This is a genomic window from Streptococcus pluranimalium (genome assembly GCF_002953735.1).
In the GTDB taxonomy this organism is placed as follows: Bacteria; Bacillota; Bacilli; order Lactobacillales; family Streptococcaceae; genus Streptococcus; species Streptococcus pluranimalium.
Map to the genome: position 1 here is coordinate 873,030 of NZ_CP025536.1, position 18,758 is coordinate 891,787.

16 protein-coding genes, 3 tRNA genes, 1 other RNA gene and 2 pseudogenes are annotated in these 18,758 nt (G+C 39.0%); 19 read left to right on the plus strand and 3 right to left on the minus strand.

Going from position 1 to position 18,758, the window contains the following annotated elements; translation table 11 throughout:
* The first annotated feature begins 24 nt into the window (after nt 1–24).
* The 9 genes and pseudogenes from pyrE (at nt 25) to C0J00_RS04605 (ending at nt 7,194) form a co-directional block, all read left to right on the plus strand.
* Nucleotides 25–654 (plus strand): orotate phosphoribosyltransferase, encoded by a 630-nt coding sequence (gene pyrE / locus C0J00_RS04565; protein ID WP_104967765.1) that lies wholly within the window; start codon nt 25–27, stop codon nt 652–654.
* Between the two features lie 81 nt (nt 655–735).
* Complete coding sequence (locus C0J00_RS04570; RefSeq protein WP_104967766.1) at nt 736–2,178, plus strand: amidase; 1,443 nt, start codon at nt 736–738, stop codon at nt 2,176–2,178.
* 101 nt (nt 2,179–2,279) lie between these two features.
* Complete coding sequence (locus C0J00_RS04575; RefSeq protein WP_407697199.1) at nt 2,280–3,146, plus strand: transporter substrate-binding domain-containing protein; 867 nt, start codon at nt 2,280–2,282, stop codon at nt 3,144–3,146.
* 64 nt (nt 3,147–3,210) lie between these two features.
* A complete protein-coding gene (locus C0J00_RS04580; RefSeq protein WP_104967768.1) occupies nt 3,211–3,879 on the plus strand; it encodes an amino acid ABC transporter permease in 669 nt (222 codons plus the stop codon).
* Between the two features lie 87 nt (nt 3,880–3,966).
* Complete coding sequence (locus C0J00_RS04585; RefSeq protein WP_104967769.1) at nt 3,967–4,467, plus strand: YbhB/YbcL family Raf kinase inhibitor-like protein; 501 nt, start codon at nt 3,967–3,969, stop codon at nt 4,465–4,467.
* 9 nt (nt 4,468–4,476) lie between these two features.
* Nucleotides 4,477–5,130, plus strand: coding sequence for a uracil-DNA glycosylase (locus C0J00_RS04590; protein ID WP_104967770.1), 654 nt, complete (start codon nt 4,477–4,479; stop codon nt 5,128–5,130).
* Nucleotides 5,131–5,143: 13 nt separating this feature from the next.
* Nucleotides 5,144–5,506, plus strand: a pseudogene (locus C0J00_RS10625) (DUF1398 family protein); the annotation flags it as partial.
* 51 nt (nt 5,507–5,557) lie between these two features.
* A complete protein-coding gene (locus tag C0J00_RS04600; protein WP_104968837.1) occupies nt 5,558–5,896 on the plus strand; it encodes a MazG nucleotide pyrophosphohydrolase domain-containing protein in 339 nt (112 codons plus the stop codon).
* A 29-nt stretch (nt 5,897–5,925) separates the two neighbouring features.
* On the plus strand, nt 5,926–7,194 hold the full coding sequence (locus C0J00_RS04605) for a dihydroorotase (protein ID WP_104967771.1): 1,269 nt from the start codon (nt 5,926–5,928) through the stop codon (nt 7,192–7,194).
* Between the two features lie 56 nt (nt 7,195–7,250).
* Here C0J00_RS04605 and plsY read toward each other — a convergent pair whose 3' ends face one another.
* Nucleotides 7,251–7,886 (minus strand): glycerol-3-phosphate 1-O-acyltransferase PlsY, encoded by a 636-nt coding sequence (plsY, locus tag C0J00_RS04610; RefSeq protein ID WP_104967772.1) that lies wholly within the window; start codon nt 7,884–7,886, stop codon nt 7,251–7,253.
* Between the two features lie 379 nt (nt 7,887–8,265).
* Here plsY and parE point away from each other — a divergent pair, with 379 nt between their 5' ends.
* The 9 genes and pseudogenes from parE to C0J00_RS04655 all read left to right on the plus strand — a co-directional run bounded on the left by parE (nt 8,266) and on the right by C0J00_RS04655 (nt 16,723).
* On the plus strand, nt 8,266–10,215 hold the full coding sequence (parE, locus tag C0J00_RS04615) for a DNA topoisomerase IV subunit B (protein ID WP_104968838.1): 1,950 nt from the start codon (nt 8,266–8,268) through the stop codon (nt 10,213–10,215).
* A gap of 38 nt (nt 10,216–10,253) precedes the next feature.
* Nucleotides 10,254–10,682 (plus strand): YkvA family protein, encoded by a 429-nt coding sequence (locus C0J00_RS04620; protein ID WP_104967773.1) that lies wholly within the window; start codon nt 10,254–10,256, stop codon nt 10,680–10,682.
* Between the two features lie 294 nt (nt 10,683–10,976).
* Nucleotides 10,977–13,436: a DNA topoisomerase IV subunit A gene (gene parC / locus C0J00_RS04625; RefSeq protein ID WP_104967774.1), complete on the plus strand. Its 2,460-nt coding sequence runs from the start codon at nt 10,977–10,979 to the stop codon at nt 13,434–13,436.
* 225 nt (nt 13,437–13,661) lie between these two features.
* A pseudogene (locus tag C0J00_RS04630) lies at nt 13,662–14,687 on the plus strand (branched-chain amino acid aminotransferase); the annotation flags it as partial.
* Between the two features lie 116 nt (nt 14,688–14,803).
* Complete coding sequence (locus C0J00_RS04635; protein ID WP_104967776.1) at nt 14,804–15,034, plus strand: DUF2969 domain-containing protein; 231 nt, start codon at nt 14,804–14,806, stop codon at nt 15,032–15,034.
* A 58-nt stretch (nt 15,035–15,092) separates the two neighbouring features.
* Nucleotides 15,093–15,173, plus strand: a tRNA-Tyr gene (locus C0J00_RS04640).
* A 5-nt stretch (nt 15,174–15,178) separates the two neighbouring features.
* A tRNA-Gln gene (locus C0J00_RS04645) sits at nt 15,179–15,250 on the plus strand.
* 122 nt (nt 15,251–15,372) lie between these two features.
* Nucleotides 15,373–16,581 (plus strand): 30S ribosomal protein S1, encoded by a 1,209-nt coding sequence (gene rpsA, locus C0J00_RS04650; protein ID WP_104967777.1) that lies wholly within the window; start codon nt 15,373–15,375, stop codon nt 16,579–16,581.
* 70 nt (nt 16,582–16,651) lie between these two features.
* Nucleotides 16,652–16,723, plus strand: a tRNA-Arg gene (locus C0J00_RS04655).
* A 229-nt stretch (nt 16,724–16,952) separates the two neighbouring features.
* Here the strand turns inward: C0J00_RS04655 and C0J00_RS04660 are convergent.
* Together C0J00_RS04660 and C0J00_RS04665 are read right to left on the minus strand one after the other, a co-directional pair.
* Nucleotides 16,953–17,579: a DUF3862 domain-containing protein gene (locus C0J00_RS04660; RefSeq protein ID WP_104967778.1), complete on the minus strand. Its 627-nt coding sequence runs from the start codon at nt 17,577–17,579 to the stop codon at nt 16,953–16,955.
* Nucleotides 17,580–17,685: 106 nt separating this feature from the next.
* On the minus strand, nt 17,686–18,294 hold the full coding sequence (locus tag C0J00_RS04665) for a TVP38/TMEM64 family protein (RefSeq protein WP_104967779.1): 609 nt from the start codon (nt 18,292–18,294) through the stop codon (nt 17,686–17,688).
* Between the two features lie 77 nt (nt 18,295–18,371).
* On the opposite strand from C0J00_RS04665, the gene ssrA reads away from it, so the two are divergent.
* Nucleotides 18,372–18,719: a transfer-messenger RNA gene (ssrA, locus tag C0J00_RS04670) on the plus strand.
* Nucleotides 18,720–18,758: the final 39 nt, after the last annotated feature.

The following is an 18,758-nucleotide window of genomic DNA, read 5'->3' on the forward strand; positions in this document are numbered from 1 at the left end:
ATAAAAATTTAAAAGGAGACTATTATGACACTTGCGACACAAATTGCATCTGATTTATTAGACATTAAAGCTGTTTACCTACAACCTGAAGAGCCTTTCACTTGGGCATCTGGTATTAAATCCCCTATTTATACGGATAATCGCATCACGCTTTCCTATCCTGAAACACGTTCTTTGATCGAAAATGGTTTTGTAGAAGTGATTAGGGAGCATTTTCCTGAAGTAGAAGTGATTGCTGGTACAGCAATTGCAGGAATTCCTCATGGGGCCATCATTGCAGACAAGATGAATTTACCATTTTCTTATATTCGTTCAAAACCTAAAAATCACGGTGCTGGAAACCAGATTGAAGGGCGCGTGATTAAAGGACAAAAAATGGTTATCGTTGAGGATTTGATTTCCACTGGTGGTTCTGTTTTAGAGGCTGTCAAAGCTGCTCAGACTGTAGGTATTGATGTTTTAGGTGTGGTTGCGATTTTCACTTATGAATTGCCTAAAGCTCAAGCTAACTTTGAAGAAGCTAATGTCAAACTAGTGACCCTTTCAACTTACAGCGAATTGATCAAGGTTGCCAAAGTTCAAGGCTACATCAACGTTGATGGCTTGACACTCTTGAAGAAATTCAAGGAAGACCAAGAAAACTGGCAAGATTAGATGATTGAGAAGCAGAGCTAGCCAGCTTCTTTTTGGTATAGTAGTTATCGATAAAGGCGATTTAAATAGAAAGAGGTTGGAATGTATAAAGATGCAACGGATATGGCAGAAGCAATTCGATCAGGTCAGGTGTCTCCAAAGGAAATGGTCTTAGAGACAATCGAGAAGGCAGAAAGTGAAAATCCGAGATTGAATGCAATCACTAGCACGCGCTATGAGAAAGCACTTTTGGAAGCCGAAGAGGGTAAGTTTGCTGGTAAACCATTTGCAGGAGTTCCGATTTTCTTAAAAGACTTGGGTCAAGAGCAAGCTGGGGAGGTATCGACATCAGGTTCCATCTTGTTTGCTAACTACCGTGCACAACAGTCTGATAACTATGTTAAAAAATTGGAATCATTGGGCTTTATTGTTTTAGGAAGAACGAATACACCAGAGTTTGGTTTCAAAAATACGTCTGACAGTCAACTGCATGGGACGGTTAACCTTCCTGATGATGTCACACGCAATGCGGGTGGCTCGTCTGGTGGTGCTGCGGCACTCGTGGCTTCAGGTGTTAGTCCTCTTGCCGGGGCAAGTGATGGTGGTGGTTCTATTAGGATTCCGGCTTCTTTTAATGGTTTGATTGGTCTCAAACCAACACGTGGTCGTATTCCAGTTGGACCAAGTTCTTATCGTGGTTGGCAAGGTGCCTCAGTTAATTTTGCCTTAACTAAAACGATCAGAGATACAAAAACTCTTTTAGAGCAGTTTCAAATCTGCCAGATGGAAAGCCCCTTTGTCTTACCTAGGCTGTCTCATGAGGATTTGTTTGAAAAATCCTTAAAACCTTTGAGAGTAGCGCTGCAATTGATGTCTCCGGTAGGTGGACAAGTATCGGCTGAAGCTATTAGTGCTGTAAAAAAAGCTGCGCAATTCTTGGAGAAAGAAGGACATGAGATTATTGTTTTAGATAAGCTACCACTAGATGGTATTGAAGCCATGAAGTCTTACTACATTATGAATTCCGTTGAAACAGCAGCTATGTTTGATGGGATTGAAGCCAGCATAGGACGCCAAATGACACAAGCTGACATGGAAGTCATGACCTGGGCTATCTATCGAAGCGGACAAAAGATTCCAGCTAAGACCTATTCGAGCATCTTGTCACAATGGGACCAGTATAGTCGAATCATGTATGATTTTCATCGAAGCTATGATATTCTCTTGTCACCAACGGTTGCCGAGGTAGCCCCAAAACATGGTCAGTTTGATCTATCAGACCAGTTGAAAGACAAGCTGAGACACATGGATGACTTTAATAGTAAAGAGCAGCAAGATCTCATTTGGCAGATGTTTGAGCATAGTTTGGATTGGACACCGTTTACGCAACAAGCTAATCTAACAGGACAGCCATCAATTAGTTTACCGGTTTATCGCACTGAGGATGGCTTGTCTATTGGGGTGCAAGTAACAGCAGCTAAAGGAAGAGAAGACTTGCTCTTGCAAATCGGTGAATTATTTGAAAATAAGAATCAGTTTATGTGATATTTTTCAAGAAAAATAACTTGAAAGAAGCAAAAAAATACAGTAAACTATAAAAGTAAGCCTTTTCAGTCTTATAGAAAAATTAAAAGGATATTATGATGATTAAGAAACTTACTGCACTTGTATCACTAGGTTTGGCTGCGAGCTTGATGGCTGCTTGTTCAAATGATAAAGCTAGCCAAAATGAATCTAGTTGGGACAAGGTTAAAAAAGCTGGTGTATTAGAAGTTGCGACGCCTGGAACGCTCTATCCCACGTCATATTATGACGATAATAAAAAACTTATCGGCTATGAAATTGATATGATGAATGAGATTGGTAAGCGTCTTGATATCAAGGTGAATTATCAAGAAATTGGAGTAGCTGAAGCTTTTACCTCTGTTGATAGTGGGAAAGTTGATGTTGCTGTCAATAATTTTGATACGACACCAGAGCGCCTTGAAAAATATAATTTCTCGATTCCGTACAAGTATTCAGTTGGTGGAATGATTGTTCGCGAAGATGGTTCTTCTGATATCAAAGCCAAAGATCTATCTGACTGGAAAGGCAAAAAAGCTGGTGGTGGCGCTGGAACTCAGTATATGAAAATTGCTGAAAAACAAGGTGCTGAGCCTGTCATCTATGATAATGTTACTAACGATGTTTATCTTCGTGATGTATCAACAGGACGTACAGATTTCATACCAAACGATTACTATACTCAAAAAGTAGCTGTTAAGTTTGTTACTAAACAATACCCTGATATTAAAGTTAAAGTTGGAGATGTCAAATACAATCCAACAGAACAAGGGATTGTTATGAGTAAAAAAGATAAATCTCTTAAGAAAAAACTTGATGGTGTGATCAAAGAGATGAAAGAAGATGGCACGCTCAAGAAGATTTCTGAGAAATATTACGCTGGTCAAGACCTAACAGAACCAGAAAAGGGAACTGAAGATTTACCAACGATTGATGTTTCTAAAAAATAAGAAAAATGATTTGAAGACTGGGAGATAACTCGGTCTTCTCTTTTAATAATAACTGGGAGAATTTATGTCAATTAACTGGCAAGCATTATTTAATCTGGATCTAGCTATTGAAGCGGTCCCTGTCATTTTAGAAGGGCTTCCTTATACCCTCGCCCTATCTTTAATCGGTTTTTTCTTGGGAACAATTCTAGGATTTTTTGTTGCCCTTTGTCGGATGTCACACCTTTGGCCCTTGAGATGGTTGGCAGCAAGTCATGTCTCACTCATGCGAGGAATTCCCCTTATGGTCTTACTTTTCTTTATCTATTTTGGTTTGCCATTTATGGGGATTGAGCTTGATGCTATTGCAGCTACCATTATTGCCTTTACCTTTATGTCTAGTGCTTATATTTCTGAAATTATTCGTTCGTCCTTGGCAGCAGTGGATAATGGTCAGTGGGAAGCAGCGCGTTCTTTGGGGCTTAGAACACCAATTATTTATCGCAAAGTTATTATTCCTCAGGCTATTCGTATCGCTTTACCTCCGCTTAGTAACGTCCTTTTAGATATGGTCAAAAGCACAGCATTAACAGCTATGATTACTGTTCCAGAGATGTTTAACAAAGCTAAAATCATCGGTGGTGCCAAGTCAGACTATATGACTGTCTATATCGTAGTTGCCCTCATGTACTGGGTGATTTGTACCCTATACGCTATTGGACAAGACAAGATGGAAAAGCATTTGGCTTTTTAAGGTTACACCAAGGTTTGGATACCCTTCCAAGCCTTATTTTTCTTGCCATTATGATAAAATAGAAGTCAGAAAGTTGAGGTGCTTGTGATGAACATTCAACATCATTTTGAAAATAATACCCTGCCAGATTTGTATAGTAAACACACGGACAAACCTGTTGATGGTTTTTCGGTGACATCATTCCCTTTTGAGATTACTACTTTACCTGAAAATACTGTTAGCCTAGCTTGGAGTTTTACAGATAAGGATGCTATTCCTGTCTGCGGTTTTGAATACATTCACTGGGTGGTTGCCAATGTTTCCCCAGAACAACGTCAGATTAGCGAGGATTTCGCAAGCCAAGATAAAGGCCATCTCAAAGGTTCAAATAGCCTGACTAGTAAGTTTATGGCTAAAGATTTTGGAGATTTATCCAAAACTTATATCGGTCCCTGTCCTCCCGATAAAGATCATCTTTACACGTTAACAGTTTTTGCCTTGGATAAGGAGTTAGATTTAAAAGAAGGATTCTTTCTCAATGAGCTTCATCATGCTATGAAGGGACATATTTTGGCTCAAACTAGCCATGATTTTGTCGGAAAGGCATAGGAGTGGTGTATGGAACATTCAAAATGGCATGATTTATTAAAAAAACAGTTACCAGCAGATTATTTTTCGCAAATCAATCATTTTTTAGATGATGTCTACCGTCAAGGAATAATCTATCCCAAGCGCGAAAATATTTTTAAGGCACTTTCTAAGACAGATTACGATCAGGTAAAGGTGCTTATCTTAGGTCAGGATCCTTATCATGGTCCAGGACAAGCTCAAGGTCTATCTTTTTCAGTACCTGATGATATGCCTGCTCCTCCATCTCTACAAAATATTTTGAAAGAACTGGCTGATGATATTGGGTTACGGTCCCACCATGATTTAACCACTTGGGCTGAAGAAGGTGTCTTACTTTTAAATGCTTGCTTAACTGTACCTGCAGGCCAAGCAAATGGTCACGCTAATCTAATTTGGGAGCCCTTTACTGACGCTGTTATTTCCCTACTTGACCAGCGAGAAGAACCACTTGTTTTTATCCTTTGGGGAGCCTATGCTCGCAAGAAAAAGACATTGATCAAAAATTCTAAGCATCTTATTCTTGAAGCACCACATCCTAGTCCACTCTCAAGTTATCGTGGTTTTTTTGGTAGCAAACCTTTTTCTAAAACCAACCAGTTTTTAGAAAAACATCATCAACATCCAATCAACTGGTTGCAGTAGCAAAGGAAATCTTATGTTAAACATTATTGATATTCAGAAGGCCCACGAAACCTTTACAGGACCTGATTTTCCAAAATTGATTCAAGCATTTAAGGAGATGGGGATGGTAGCAAATACAGTCTCTCTTGAGAAAGGACTGGTAACTTATACCGATTTGGTAGGTGACTCTGTTCAACAAACAGGCTACCAAGTTCACACCTTAATTGCACTTCAAGCAGACAAGGAACAAGCTCAAGCTGATTTGAAAGCTCATCAATCAGGTCAGACTACATTTCCAACTTTTTGCGAAGATATGGCTAAATCAGGCATTGCCTACTGGACCATTGATTTAGAAGCGATGACCTGCACTTATTATGACCAAAACGATAAAGCAGTTATCATAGAGAATATTCCAAGTGTCTCATTTCAGAATCAAGGAGAGAACGCCATGTCATTAACATTATCAGATTTACAAGACTATTTAGCTAATCATTACGGTGATGATCGAGATGAACAAGGTTTTTTTATGAAGTTAGTTGAGGAAGTGGGGGAAGTTGCTGAACTGCTCAATAAAAGAGCTAAGCGGAAAAGTTCAGGTTCTGAAAATTTGCAAGAAGAGCTGGGCAAAGAGTTGGCAGATCTTATCCACTATGTTGTTGCTATTGCTACGGTGAATCAAATTGATTTAACCAGTGTCATTATTGAAAAAGATAGAAGTGCAGCTCTTAAGTACCAGCATGAAGAGAATTTAGAAACATTTTTGTCCAAGCTTCATTCAAATTTGTAATGATTGCAATAGTTAAAAAAGGAGAACCTATGTTACTCATAAAAAACGGTCGTGTTATTGATCCCAATTCCAAGTTTGATCAGGTTTGCGATATCTTGATTGATGGTCAGAAGATTGTCAAAATAGCCAAAGATATTCAGGTCAAAGATGCACAAGTCATTGAGGCTAGTGGTAAAATCGTGGCGCCTGGCTTGGTAGATATTCATGTTCACTTTAGAGAACCAGGACAAACGCATAAAGAAGACATTCATACGGGCGCTAAGGCAGCAGCAGCTGGTGGCTTTACAACGGTTGTTATGATGGCTAATACTAACCCTACTATTTCAACAGTGGAAACCCTGAAAGAGGTTTTAGAATCAGCTGCCAAGGAAGCCATTCATATCAAGTCTAATGCTTCAGCTACTCTGAATTTTGATGGCAAAACTATAACTGACTTTGAAAATCTTCTTAAGGCTGGAGCAGTAGGGATTTCAGACGATGGTATTCCTTTAGAAAATGCTGGTGTTGTCCGTCAAGTTTTCAAAAAAGCTAAAGCCTTAGACGCAGTTATCGCTCTTCATGAGGAAGATCCAAATCTCAATGGTATTTTGGGGCTAAATGAAACGATTGCTAGATCTCATTTTGATTGTGGAGGTGCAAGAGGGGTTGCTGAGTACTCCATGATGGCACGTGATGCCATGATTGCTTATGAAGTAGGTAATAAATTTCATGTACAGCATTTGTCTAAAGCGGAATCCGTTAAGGTAGTTGCCTTCGTTCAAGGATTGGGGGCTAAGGTAACGGCAGAAGTATCGCCTCAACATTTTTCGAAAACAGAAAACCTCCTCCTTGAAAAAGGAGCTAATGCTAAGATGAATCCCCCTCTGCGCTTGGAAGAAGACCGTTTGGCTGTCATTGAAGGGCTGAAATCAGGTGTCATCTCAATCATTGCGACTGACCATGCTCCCCATCATAAAGATGAAAAAAATGTAGACGATGTCACCCAGGCTCCTTCTGGAATGACTGGTCTAGAAACCTCTCTTTCTCTTGGTCTGACTTACTTGGTCGAACCACGACATCTGACATTGTCAGAACTCTTAGCAAAAATGACGATTAATCCTGCTAAACTTTATGGTTTTGATGCAGGTTACTTAGCAGAGAATGGACCAGCAGATTTAGTGATTTTCTCTCAAGAAGACCGAACGATTACTGAAGATTTCAAATCAAAAGCTTCTAATTCCCCCTTTATTGGAGAGACATTAAAAGGTAAAATTATCTATACCATCTGTAATGGGCAAATCGTCTATCAAGATAATTAGCATTTAACGATAAAAAACCTCCTTGTTACTTCATTTCTGACAAGGAGGTTATTTCTTTATTTAGGTTGTTGCTTGGTAATATTTAGACCAAATGGGACAAGGTTTTCTTTCTTAGCCTTGATACGTTTGATATTATCTTGGTGACGATAGACAATCACACCTGCCATGGCTAATACAACCAGAGTAAACAAGGGGTCATAATCCTTTAGAATAAAATCAAAAATAGGAAAGAGTAAGGCGCTTGCAGCTGCAATGAGAGCCACTGTGATACTAGTAAAGGAAATCATACTAGACAGTAAAAGTGTCACAATAAAAACGATAAGAAGGTAGAAGAGGAAAATTGGCGCAAAGCCAAGTAAGACACCCGCACTAGTTGCAACGGCTTTGCCACCTTTAAACTGAGCAAAAATCGGATAAGTGTGGCCGATAATAGCAAAGAAACCAACGAGGAGAGGCGAAATAGAACTGCTAAACCAAATCGCTAAAAGAACAGCTAAGGTTCCTTTTAATAAATCAACAGCAAGTGTGACAATACCCGCCTTTATTCCTAAAATACGGAAAGTATTGGTTGTGCCCATATTGCCAGAACCAAAATCACGCAAATTGATCTGGTAAAAATATTTACCAATCCAAAGTCCAGTAGGAATAGAGCCTAAGAAGTAGGCGATTAATACAAGTAAAATTGTTTTCATATATTCATTATAGCATAGCAGTCAAAACGAACAAACTTATTTTTAAGATTAATCTCTAAAATCGGAACGCCGACAACGTTTTTGAGTTTGTCTCGCCTTTACCTAATAAGTTTATGTCTGAAAGCATGTTAATCAAAAAACTATCGAACACATGAAATTATAATGGCTTAAACCTTTCTATTACGATAGGATGGTCTTGGTTATAACCAACTTTGTTTTTTCAGCATTATTCTTTGATTCTCGTAGAGGTTTGTAAAGCAACATCAGCATTGCAAATAGCTCTGCCTCTATGCCATTTTATAAAGAATACCTTAAATTTTTTTGCAAATTTTTGGGAAAACTTGTAATATAGGAAAGATGAAACTATTTGGAGGCTATTTTGGCTAAAAAAGAAATTAATATAAACAATTACGGCGATGATGCCATTCAAGTTTTAGAAGGGTTGGATGCGGTTCGTAAACGTCCTGGTATGTATATCGGGTCGACCGATGCGACAGGCCTCCATCATTTGGTTTGGGAAATCGTTGATAATGCTGTCGACGAAGCTCTCTCAGGATTTGGGGAAAAAATTTCAGTAACACTGAACAAAAATGGTTCCGTTAGTGTTGCGGATAATGGTCGCGGTATGCCAACAGGGAAACACGCCATGGGGATTCCAACCGTTCAAGTTATTTTCACGGTTCTCCATGCCGGTGGTAAGTTTGGTCAAGGTGGCTATAAAACATCAGGTGGGCTACACGGGGTTGGCTCTTCCGTCGTTAATGCCCTTTCTTCTTGGCTCGAAGTTGAAATTACCCGTGATGGAGCTGTTTATAAACAACGTTTTGAAAATGGTGGTAAGCCAGTCACAACCTTGAAAAAAATTGGCACGGCTCCCAAGTCTAAGACAGGGACAACCGTTACCTTTATGCCAGATGCTAGCATCTTTTCAACGACAGATTTTCGATTTAATACCATCTCAGATCGCCTCAAAGAGTCTGCCTTTCTCTTAAAGAATGTAACAATGACTCTTACTGATCTTCGTCCAGAAGAAGAGATTCACGAAGAGTTCCATTACGAAAACGGTGTAGAGGATTTTGTTGCCTACCTCAATGAAGACAAGGAAACCTTGACACCGATTATCTCTATTGAAGGAAGTGATCAGGATTTCCAAGTGGCTATCGCCATGCAGTACAACGATGGTTTTTCAGATAACATCCTTTCTTTTGTCAATAATGTCCGCACTAAAGACGGTGGAACACATGAGACAGGACTAAAGTCAGCTATTACCAAAGCGATGAATGACTATGCCCGTAAAACAGGATTACTAAAAGAAAAGGATAAAAACTTAGAAGGGTCTGATTATCGTGAAGGACTATCGGCAGTATTGTCCATCCTAGTTCCTGAAGAACACCTTCAGTTTGAAGGGCAAACTAAGGACAAACTGGGTTCACCATTAGCAAGACCAGTCGTTGATGGGATTGTCTCTGAAAAGTTGACCTATTTTCTTCTGGAGAATGGCGAAGTAGCTTCAAACCTTATTCGTAAAGCCATCCGTGCTAGGGACGCACGTGAAGCAGCCCGAAAAGCGCGTGATGAAAGCCGCAATGGCAAAAAGAACAAGAAGGATAAGGGGCTTCTATCAGGTAAATTGACGCCAGCACAGTCTAAAAATGCTAAGAAAAATGAACTGTATCTCGTCGAAGGGGATTCAGCCGGCGGTTCTGCCAAACAGGGACGTGACCGAAAATTCCAAGCTATTTTGCCGCTTCGTGGTAAGGTCTTGAATACTGAAAAAGCTAAAATGACTGATATCCTCAAAAATGAGGAAATCAACACTATGATTCATACGATTGGTGCAGGTGTGGGGGCTGATTTTAGCTTGGATGATATCAACTATGATAAAATTATCATCATGACCGATGCCGATACTGATGGTGCTCACATTCAAACACTTCTTTTGACCTTCTTTTATCGTTATATGAGACCGTTAGTAGAAGCAGGGCATGTCTTTATCGCTCTTCCTCCGCTCTATAAGATGTCTAAAGGTAAAGGTAAAAAAGAAGTGGTAGAGTACGCGTGGAGTGATGGCGAACTTGAAGAACTGCGTCAAAAATTTGGTAAAGGTTCGCTCTTGCAACGTTATAAAGGTCTTGGTGAAATGAATGCTGACCAGCTTTGGGAAACTACTATGAATCCCGAAACCCGCACTCTTATCAAGGTCACCATTGATGATTTGGCACGTGCTGAACGTCGTGTCTCAGTTCTTATGGGAGACAAGGCTGCTCCACGTCGCCAATGGATTGAAGACAATGTCAAGTTTACTTTGGAAGAAAGTACAGTATTTTAACTAGACTGGGTGACAAAAGAAATAGAATAAGAGGTGATATGATGAAACTAAACAAATCATTTAATAAACAACAAGCACTTGAAGAATTGCAAAGCCGTTATCAGAAGGCTGATGCCCTATTAAGAGATGATGCTAAAATGGAACCTTTTCTTGAAAAACTAGAAAAGAAACTAAAATGGATTCCTTTTGTTCGTCAAGAACTCAAAATGATTCCTATCTTAATCAGTATGGTTCGTAGCTATTGGAAAAAGGATTACACTCGTGTTCCTAGAAGAACCATGTTGGCCATCGTTAGTGCTCTTATCTATTTTCTATCTCCAATTGACGTTATTCCAGACTGGATTCCAGTATTAGGTCAAATGGATGACGCTCTTGTTGTAGCAACTTGCTGGAAGTTGGTTAATAAAGATGTTGAAGACTACCGTCAGTGGCAGAAAGAGCGAAAGAAACAGCAACTGACTAAATAGTTTATTTTAGTTGTGGACAGATGCTGTCTTTCTCATTAAAATGGACGATAAGGCTCTTCTGAATCACTTACAGATGAGTCAATTTAGCCACTTTTGATGAAAATACCAAGAAACCAAAATAAAAAAGGAATATTCCTTTACATACAAAGAAACAAGAAAGGACTGTTAGTTAGTCTTTCTAACTGAACACGCCCTGAAGGCTGTGTCAAGAAGATAAATCGTTTAGAAAATCAGGATTTTCTGCCGATTTCCTTTTTTGACTGTGCCTTTTTAAGGGGCTTTGTATCTTAATTTATGAGCAATATTCAAAACATGTCCCTTGAGGACATTATGGGAGAGCGCTTTGGTCGCTACTCCAAATACATCATTCAAGAACGTGCCTTACCGGACATTCGTGATGGTTTGAAACCCGTCCAACGACGTATTCTTTATTCTATGAATAAAGATGGCAATACCTTTGATAAGGGCTTTCGTAAATCGGCAAAGTCTGTCGGTAATATCATGGGGAATTATCATCCACACGGGGATAGTTCTATTTATGATGCCATGGTCCGTATGTCTCAGGATTGGAAAAACCGTGAAATTTTAGTTGAAATGCACGGAAATAACGGTTCTATGGATGGTGACCCTCCTGCGGCAATGCGTTATACAGAAGCTAGACTATCGGAAATAGCTGGTCATCTTCTGCGTGATATCGAGAAAAAAACAGTCCCTTGGGCATGGAACTTTGACGATACTGAAAAAGAACCGACCGTTCTACCAGCTGCCTTTCCAAACCTCTTGGTCAATGGAGCAACAGGTATTTCAGCTGGTTATGCCACCGATATTCCACCTCATAACTTATCAGAAGTTATTGATGCTGTGGTTTATATGATTGACCATCCGTCGGCTAAATTGGATAAATTGATGGCATTTCTACCTGGACCTGATTTTCCAACGGGAGCCATTATCCAAGGTAAGGATGACATTCGCAAGGCCTATGAAACGGGTAAAGGACGTGTTGTTGTTCGTTCACGTACGGAAATTGAAACCCTTCGTGGCGGTAAAGAACAAATCATTATTACTGAAATTCCTTACGAAATCAACAAGGCAGTTTTGGTCAAGAAAATTGATGACGTCCGTGTCAATAATAAAGTACCTGGTATTTCTGAAGTTCGTGATGAGTCTGACCGTGAGGGTTTGCGCATTGCTATTGAACTCAAAAAAGATGCCGATACTCAAACCATCTTGAATTACCTCTTCAAATATACCGATTTGCAGGTTAATTATAATTTCAATATGGTAGCCATTGACAACTACACACCTAAACAAGTTGGTCTCAAGAAAATCTTGTCCAGCTACATTGCCCATCGTCGTGATGTCATCGTTGCTCGTTCTAAGTTTGATAAGGAAAAAGCGGAAAAACGCCTTCATATTGTAGAAGGACTAATACGTGTTATATCTATTTTAGATGACGTGATTGCCCTTATCCGTGCTTCAGAAAACAAGTCTGATGCCAAAGAAAATCTCAAAGTATCCTACGAATTTTCCGAAGAACAGGCAGAAGCCATTGTGACCTTGCAACTTTATCGTCTGACCAACACGGACATTGTGACCTTGCAAAATGAGGAAGCCGAATTGCGTGAGCTAATTGCTACCTTAGCAGCAATCATCGGTGATGAAAGAACCATGTATAATGTTATGAAGCGTGAGTTACGTGACATTAAAAAACACTTTGGTAATCCACGTCGCTCGGACCTCGAAGCAGAAGCTGTTGCTATTGAAATTGACACGGCTAGTCTGATTGTTGAAGAAGAAACCTTTGTCAGTGTTACACGTGGTGGTTACATCAAGCGAACTAGCCCCCGCTCTTTCAATGCTTCAACAATAGAAGAGCTAGGTAAACGTGATGATGATGAACTCATTTTCTATACCCAGGCTAAAACAACTCAACACCTACTGATTTTCACCAACAAAGGTAATGTCATCTATCGCCCAGTCCACGAATTATCGGACATTCGTTGGAAGGACATTGGGGAGCACATTTCACAAAATATCACTAATATCAGTAATGATGAAGAAGTGCTCTACGCTGAAATTCTAGATGATTTTGAATCTGGTATTTACATGGCTGCTACTCAAGAAGGGCAAATTAAACGCTTCGAACGAAAAGAATTATCGCCATGGCGTACTTATCGTACAAAATCGGTTAAATTTGCTAAGCTAAAAAGTGACACTGATCAAGTCGTGACAGTCACGCCGATTAACTTAGAAGACATTATGGTTATCACACATAAAGGTTATGCTTTGCATTTTAGTGTGGAAGAAGTTCCAGTTGTCGGACCAAAAGCTGCAGGAGTTAAGGCTATTAACCTTAAAGATGATGATGATATCCAAAATGTCTTCTTGACCAATACATCAAGTTTCTATCTCCTTACTCAGAGAGGAAGCCTCAAGCGTATGAAGACAGCTGATATTCCACTCAGCAAACGTGCCGGTCGCGGATTACAAGTCCTTCGGGAATTAAAATCAAAACCACACCGTGTCTTCCAAGCAGGACCTGTTTATGCTTCAGACGGCAATCTCGGAGGTGAAATAGACCTTTTTACAGAGCCTATTGAAACAGAACGAGTCATTCTAGAGATTATTTCAAATACTGGAGAAAAAGCTGAAATGGATTTGGCAGTCTTGCCACTTTCAGAAAGAACAAGCAATGGTTCATTTGTGTCTGATACAATTTCAGAACAAGGTGTTTTTTCAGCAAAGATACTTTAAATTGACATTTGAATCGGATAATCAGTAGTCATCTAACAAATAGATAAAAGAGTTTGGCAAGTGTACTGCTCCAAAAATTTAGATACTAAATCTAAGGGTTGAGACGCAGTTCAATTGGCCAGCCTCTTTTCTTATTGTAAAAATTATCAGAATTTTGCAAAAAACTATTGAAAACTAAAAAAAAATGAGCTATACTAGTCAACAACTTTTAAAGAAAAGAGGTCGCTTATGGTAGTAGAACTAGATTGGGAAAATCTTGGATTTTCGTATCACAAATTACCTTACCGATATGTTTCACATTTTAAAGATGGTAAGTGGGATGAAGGAGAGTTAACGGAGAATGCGACACTAACCATTTCAGAAAGTTCACCGGCTCTTCATTATGGACAACAAGCTTTTGAAGGCTTAAAAGCCTATCGTACAAAAGATGGTAGTATTCAACTCTTTCGACCAGATAAAAATGCAGAACGCTTGCAAAACACTGCAGATCGACTACTAATGCCACAAGTACCTACTGATAAGTTTGTTGAGGCTTGTAAAGCTGTGGTAAGAGCAAATCATGAGTATGTCCCTCCTTATGGAACAGGTGGAACGCTCTATATACGTCCTTTATTAATTGGTGTAGGTAATGTCATTGGTGTTCATCCTGCTGATGAATATATTTTTACTGTATTTGCTATGCCAGTTGGGTCATATTTTAAGGGTGGACTTACTCCAACTAACTTCATCGTCTCAAAAGATTTTGATCGCGCAGCCCCTTATGGGACAGGAGCTGCTAAAGTCGGTGGTAACTATGCTGCCAGTCTTCTCCCAGGAAAGAAAGCCAAAGCTGCAGGTTTCTCTGACGTTATCTACCTAGATCCTGCCACTCATTCAAAAATCGAGGAAGTTGGAGCAGCAAATTTCTTTGGTATCACTGCAGATAACAAGTTTGTAACGCCGTTGAGTCCATCAATTTTGCCATCAATTACGAAATATTCGTTATTAGAACTTGCTGAGACACGTCTGGGTATGAAAGCCATCGAAGGTGATGTTCCAATTGATCAGCTAGACCGCTTTGTAGAAGCAGGAGCTTGTGGAACAGCAGCGGTTATTTCCCCGATCGGTGGGATTCAGTATCAAGATAAGCTTCATGTCTTTTACAGTGAAACTGAGGTCGGTCCAGTAACACGTCGATTGTATGATGAACTTGTTGGCATTCAATTTGGTGATGTTGAAGCGCCAGAAGGATGGGTTGTCAAAATAGATTAATAAGAAAGTGCTTGCACTCTTGCAAGCTCTTTTGTTTTTCGGTAAAATACTTTCTAGTAAGATAAGGAAAGGATGTAGTTTTTACTTCTAGAGTTTAAAACTACTCTGTAATTGAAATGAGCAAAAAAGAGAAAAAAATTGAAATTCAAGTTAGCGACGCACAAGTAGTGCTAAACAAGCAAAAAGTAGACGGCTACCAGTTACAGGCAGGTAAAAAAGTGATTGGTGAAATTGCTGAATTGGATAACCGCTTTGCTATTGTTGATAAAGAAACAGTGACTACATTTCACAAAACATTGGACGAAGCGGTTCAAGAAGTGATTGCTAATTATAATTTAAACCATTAAAAATTGTTAAACCTCTTGCAGCTTAACAAAAACTATGATAGAATAGTTTTTGTCGTTTGGAGAGATAGCGAAGTGGCTAAACGCGGCGGACTGTAAATCCGCTCCTTCGGGTTCGGGGGTTCGAATCCCTCTCTCTCCATTTTTTGGGGTATAGCCAAGCGGTAAGGCAAGGGACTTTGACTCCCTCATGCGTTGGTTCGAATCCAGCTACCCCAGTCATGGTATGTGGCAAAGCCTAATTGTCTTAGCGATCAGTTGTGCCCTTGCGAGTTACCTTGAGAAAATATATTGGTATCAAAAATCAGAATAGGCTGATTTTTGTTGGAGGATTTTTTAGAATGAATGAATTTGAAGATTTGCTAAACAGTGTTAGCGAAGTTAACCCTGGTGACGTTGTCACTGCAGAAGTTTTAACAGTTGATAACGATCAAGCAAACCTTGTCATCGAAGGTACTGGTGTTGAAGCCGTTCTTACTCTTCGTGAATTGACAAACGACCGCGATGCAGATATTAACGAACTTGTTAAAGCTGGCGAAACACTTGAAGTACTTGTTCTTCGTCAAGTAGTAGGTAAAGACACTGACACAGTAACTTTCCTAGTATCTAAAAAACGCTTGGAAGCTCGCAAAGCTTGGGACAAACTTGTTGGACGTGAAGATGAAGTTGTAACTGTTAAAGGTACTCGTGCTGTTAAAGGTGGCCTTTCAGTAGAATTTGAAGGTCTTCGTGGATTTATTCCAGCATCAATGATTGATACTCGTTTTGTTCGCAACACTGAACAATTTGTAGGTCAAGAATTTGATGCAAAAATCAAAGAAGTTGATCCAGCAGAAAATCGTTTCATCTTATCACGTCGTGATGTTGTTGAAGCAGAAGCTGCAGAAGCACGTAAAGAAATCTTCTCAAAAATTGAAGAAGGTTCAGTAGTTACTGGTAAAGTTGCTCGTTTAACAAGTTTTGGTGCTTTCATCGATCTTGGTGGTGTTGACGGACTTGTTCACGTAACTGAATTGTCACACGAACGTAACGTATCACCTAAATCAGTTGTTTCAGTTGGTGATGAAGTAGAAGTTAAAGTTCTTTCTATCGATGAAGAAGCTGGACGTGTATCACTTTCACTTAAAGCTACAACACCTGGCCCATGGGATGGCGTTGACCAAAAATTGGCTAAAGGTGATGTTATTGAAGGTAAAGTTAAACGTCTTACAGACTTTGGTGCCTTTGTAGAAGTTCTTCCAGGTATTGATGGACTTGTTCACATTTCACAAATCTCACACAAACGTGTTGAAAATCCAAAAGATGTTCTTTCAGTAGGTCAAGATGTTAGTGTTAAAGTTCTTGAAGTTGACTCTTCAGCAGAACGTGTATCACTTTCAATCAAAGCTCTTGAAGAGCGTCCAGCACAAGCTGAAGGTGAAAACAACAACGGAGAAAAACGTCAATCACGTCCTCGCCGTCCAAAACGCGAAGCTAAACGTGATTACGAATTGCCAGAAACACAAACTGGATTCTCAATGGCTGACCTCTTTGGTGACATTGAATTGTAATTAAAAGATAAAAGGCTTGCTTAGCAGGCTTTTTATTATCTTGGGTCTTATTTATAATGATCCAAGTTTTCCACCTTTAGTGTAATGGATATCACGTAAGATTCCGGTTCTTGAGATGGGGGTTCGATTCCCTCAAGGTGGATAAAATATACTTAATCCCATTATTTAAAAGTGGGATTTTTGTTTTCACTAAAAACTTGTCATGGGATGTTGGATTCTAATTTTTCAATACTATTTCATTCGTGCTTAGTATATAGGTGGATAATTATTTTTGATTCATTTTAAAATGGATGTTTTATTTTAAATATTAAACTTCTATTCTTAACTCTATGGCTTAATTAAAAAGGTTAGAGCTACAATGCTCCAACCTTTTATTCTAGACCTTTTTGTGATTTTTCACTAAGCTTACCATTTTTGAAAATTAATTCTATTTGTCTTGTGTTATCTTTTCCTTTTAAATTACTAGACCATAAGGCTTGTAACTGTTCTCCATCGGAAGAAACGGCTTGGGACATAACATCGGGTTGTCCAATAATTTCAGTTACCTCTGTGAATGTTAAATCATTAGGTAATTTTTCATCGTAAATTTTTTTGGTAACGGTTTGTTTTCGGTCGAAAGCAAAATTTGAGATAGCTCGAGCAATAGTGCTATCTTCAAACAATTGTGCACTGATTATCACACCATCAACATCCCAAGTATAGACATCTAGGGTAACATCTCCTGCAGGTTTTGTTGTATGGGACTTTGGCTCACCATACAAAGCTTTTATTTGTTCAAGGGGAGTACCGCCTTTAAAGTCATCAGCAGCGGTAGCAGTTTTAATATCATTAAATTTCAAGCGGACTTGTGGATCTTGTTGGGGTTCTGTTTTAGATTGAAGAGTATTTAATGCTTCCTTATTAGCTTGCGGCTTTGTGTTTTTGTTTGATGAGCAGGCTGAAAGACTGATAAGTGCTAATGTAATAGTAGTTATTAGTAAAAGTTTTTTAGATTTCATATCGATTCCTTTGTGATTTTGTATGAGTATTATAGCATATCTAGCAGTGAATTATCAGTTTATTAGGTAGAAAAAATATCCCCAAGTTCGAAAACTTGCGGATACTTTATAGAAATTTTTTAGCCCAATCTCCGCCGTATATCCATAATGCACTGTAACCAATAATTGAAAAAGGTTTGGCGATAAGGATTATGGTAATGAATCGTTTTAAGCTCATATTAGTGAGAGCAGTGACCATCACCATGATATCCGCAGGGGAAACTGGTGCAATCATACTTAAAATAAAAAGATTCTCAAAATGTTTACTCTCTAGTTTTTGTTCATACTTAAAAAAGGTATCTTCCTTTAGAAAAAGAAGAATAAATTTCCTGCCAAAGCGTTTAACGAGTAGGAATAAAATAATACTCCCAACAATTATGCCAATGTAGTTGTAGATAAATCCTTGCCACCAGCCAAAAACCCAAAAGCCTACCACAGTCGTTAATCCACCAGGGATAACCGGAAAGACAACTTGAATAATCTGGATGATGATAAAAATGAGGGGGCCTATAAGATCATGTTTTTGAATAACAGTTTTTAAAACATTTGTATCATTTAATATGCCGATATGATAGAGCCAGAGGATTAAGACACCTGTTGCAATCAGACAAAGAAAGCCAATAAATCGGATTATTTTTTGCCATAATCGGTAGCGCTTGCTATATTTCATTTCCATAGCTTAATCATACCATAACGGACTTTTTTTTGCTATTTGAAATCACATTTGATATACTATTATTATCACTTTTGTTTGGGGTCGTTACGGATTCGACAGGCATTATGTGGCATATTCTGCGACTCATCGTGCGGATGTAAAACGTCAGTTAAATATAACTGCAAAAAATAACACTTCTTACGCTTTAGCTGCCTAAAAACCAGCGGGTGTGACTTGCTTGGAATTGCTTGTGTTTCGAGTCAAGTCTTATTTTAGCAAGCTACGTTTAAGTATTGTCTAGCTACTTAAAAAGAGATTGATAGACTCGCTTAGTGTAGGGTTGAGTTATGTGTCGATACTAAGTTAAATAAAAGCATAACCTATAGTTGTAGACGAATATGATGGCAGGTGTTTGGACGTGGGTTCGACTCCCACCGGCTCCATAATGTCCCCTTTATCAGAGATGGTAAAGGGGTTCTTTTTTA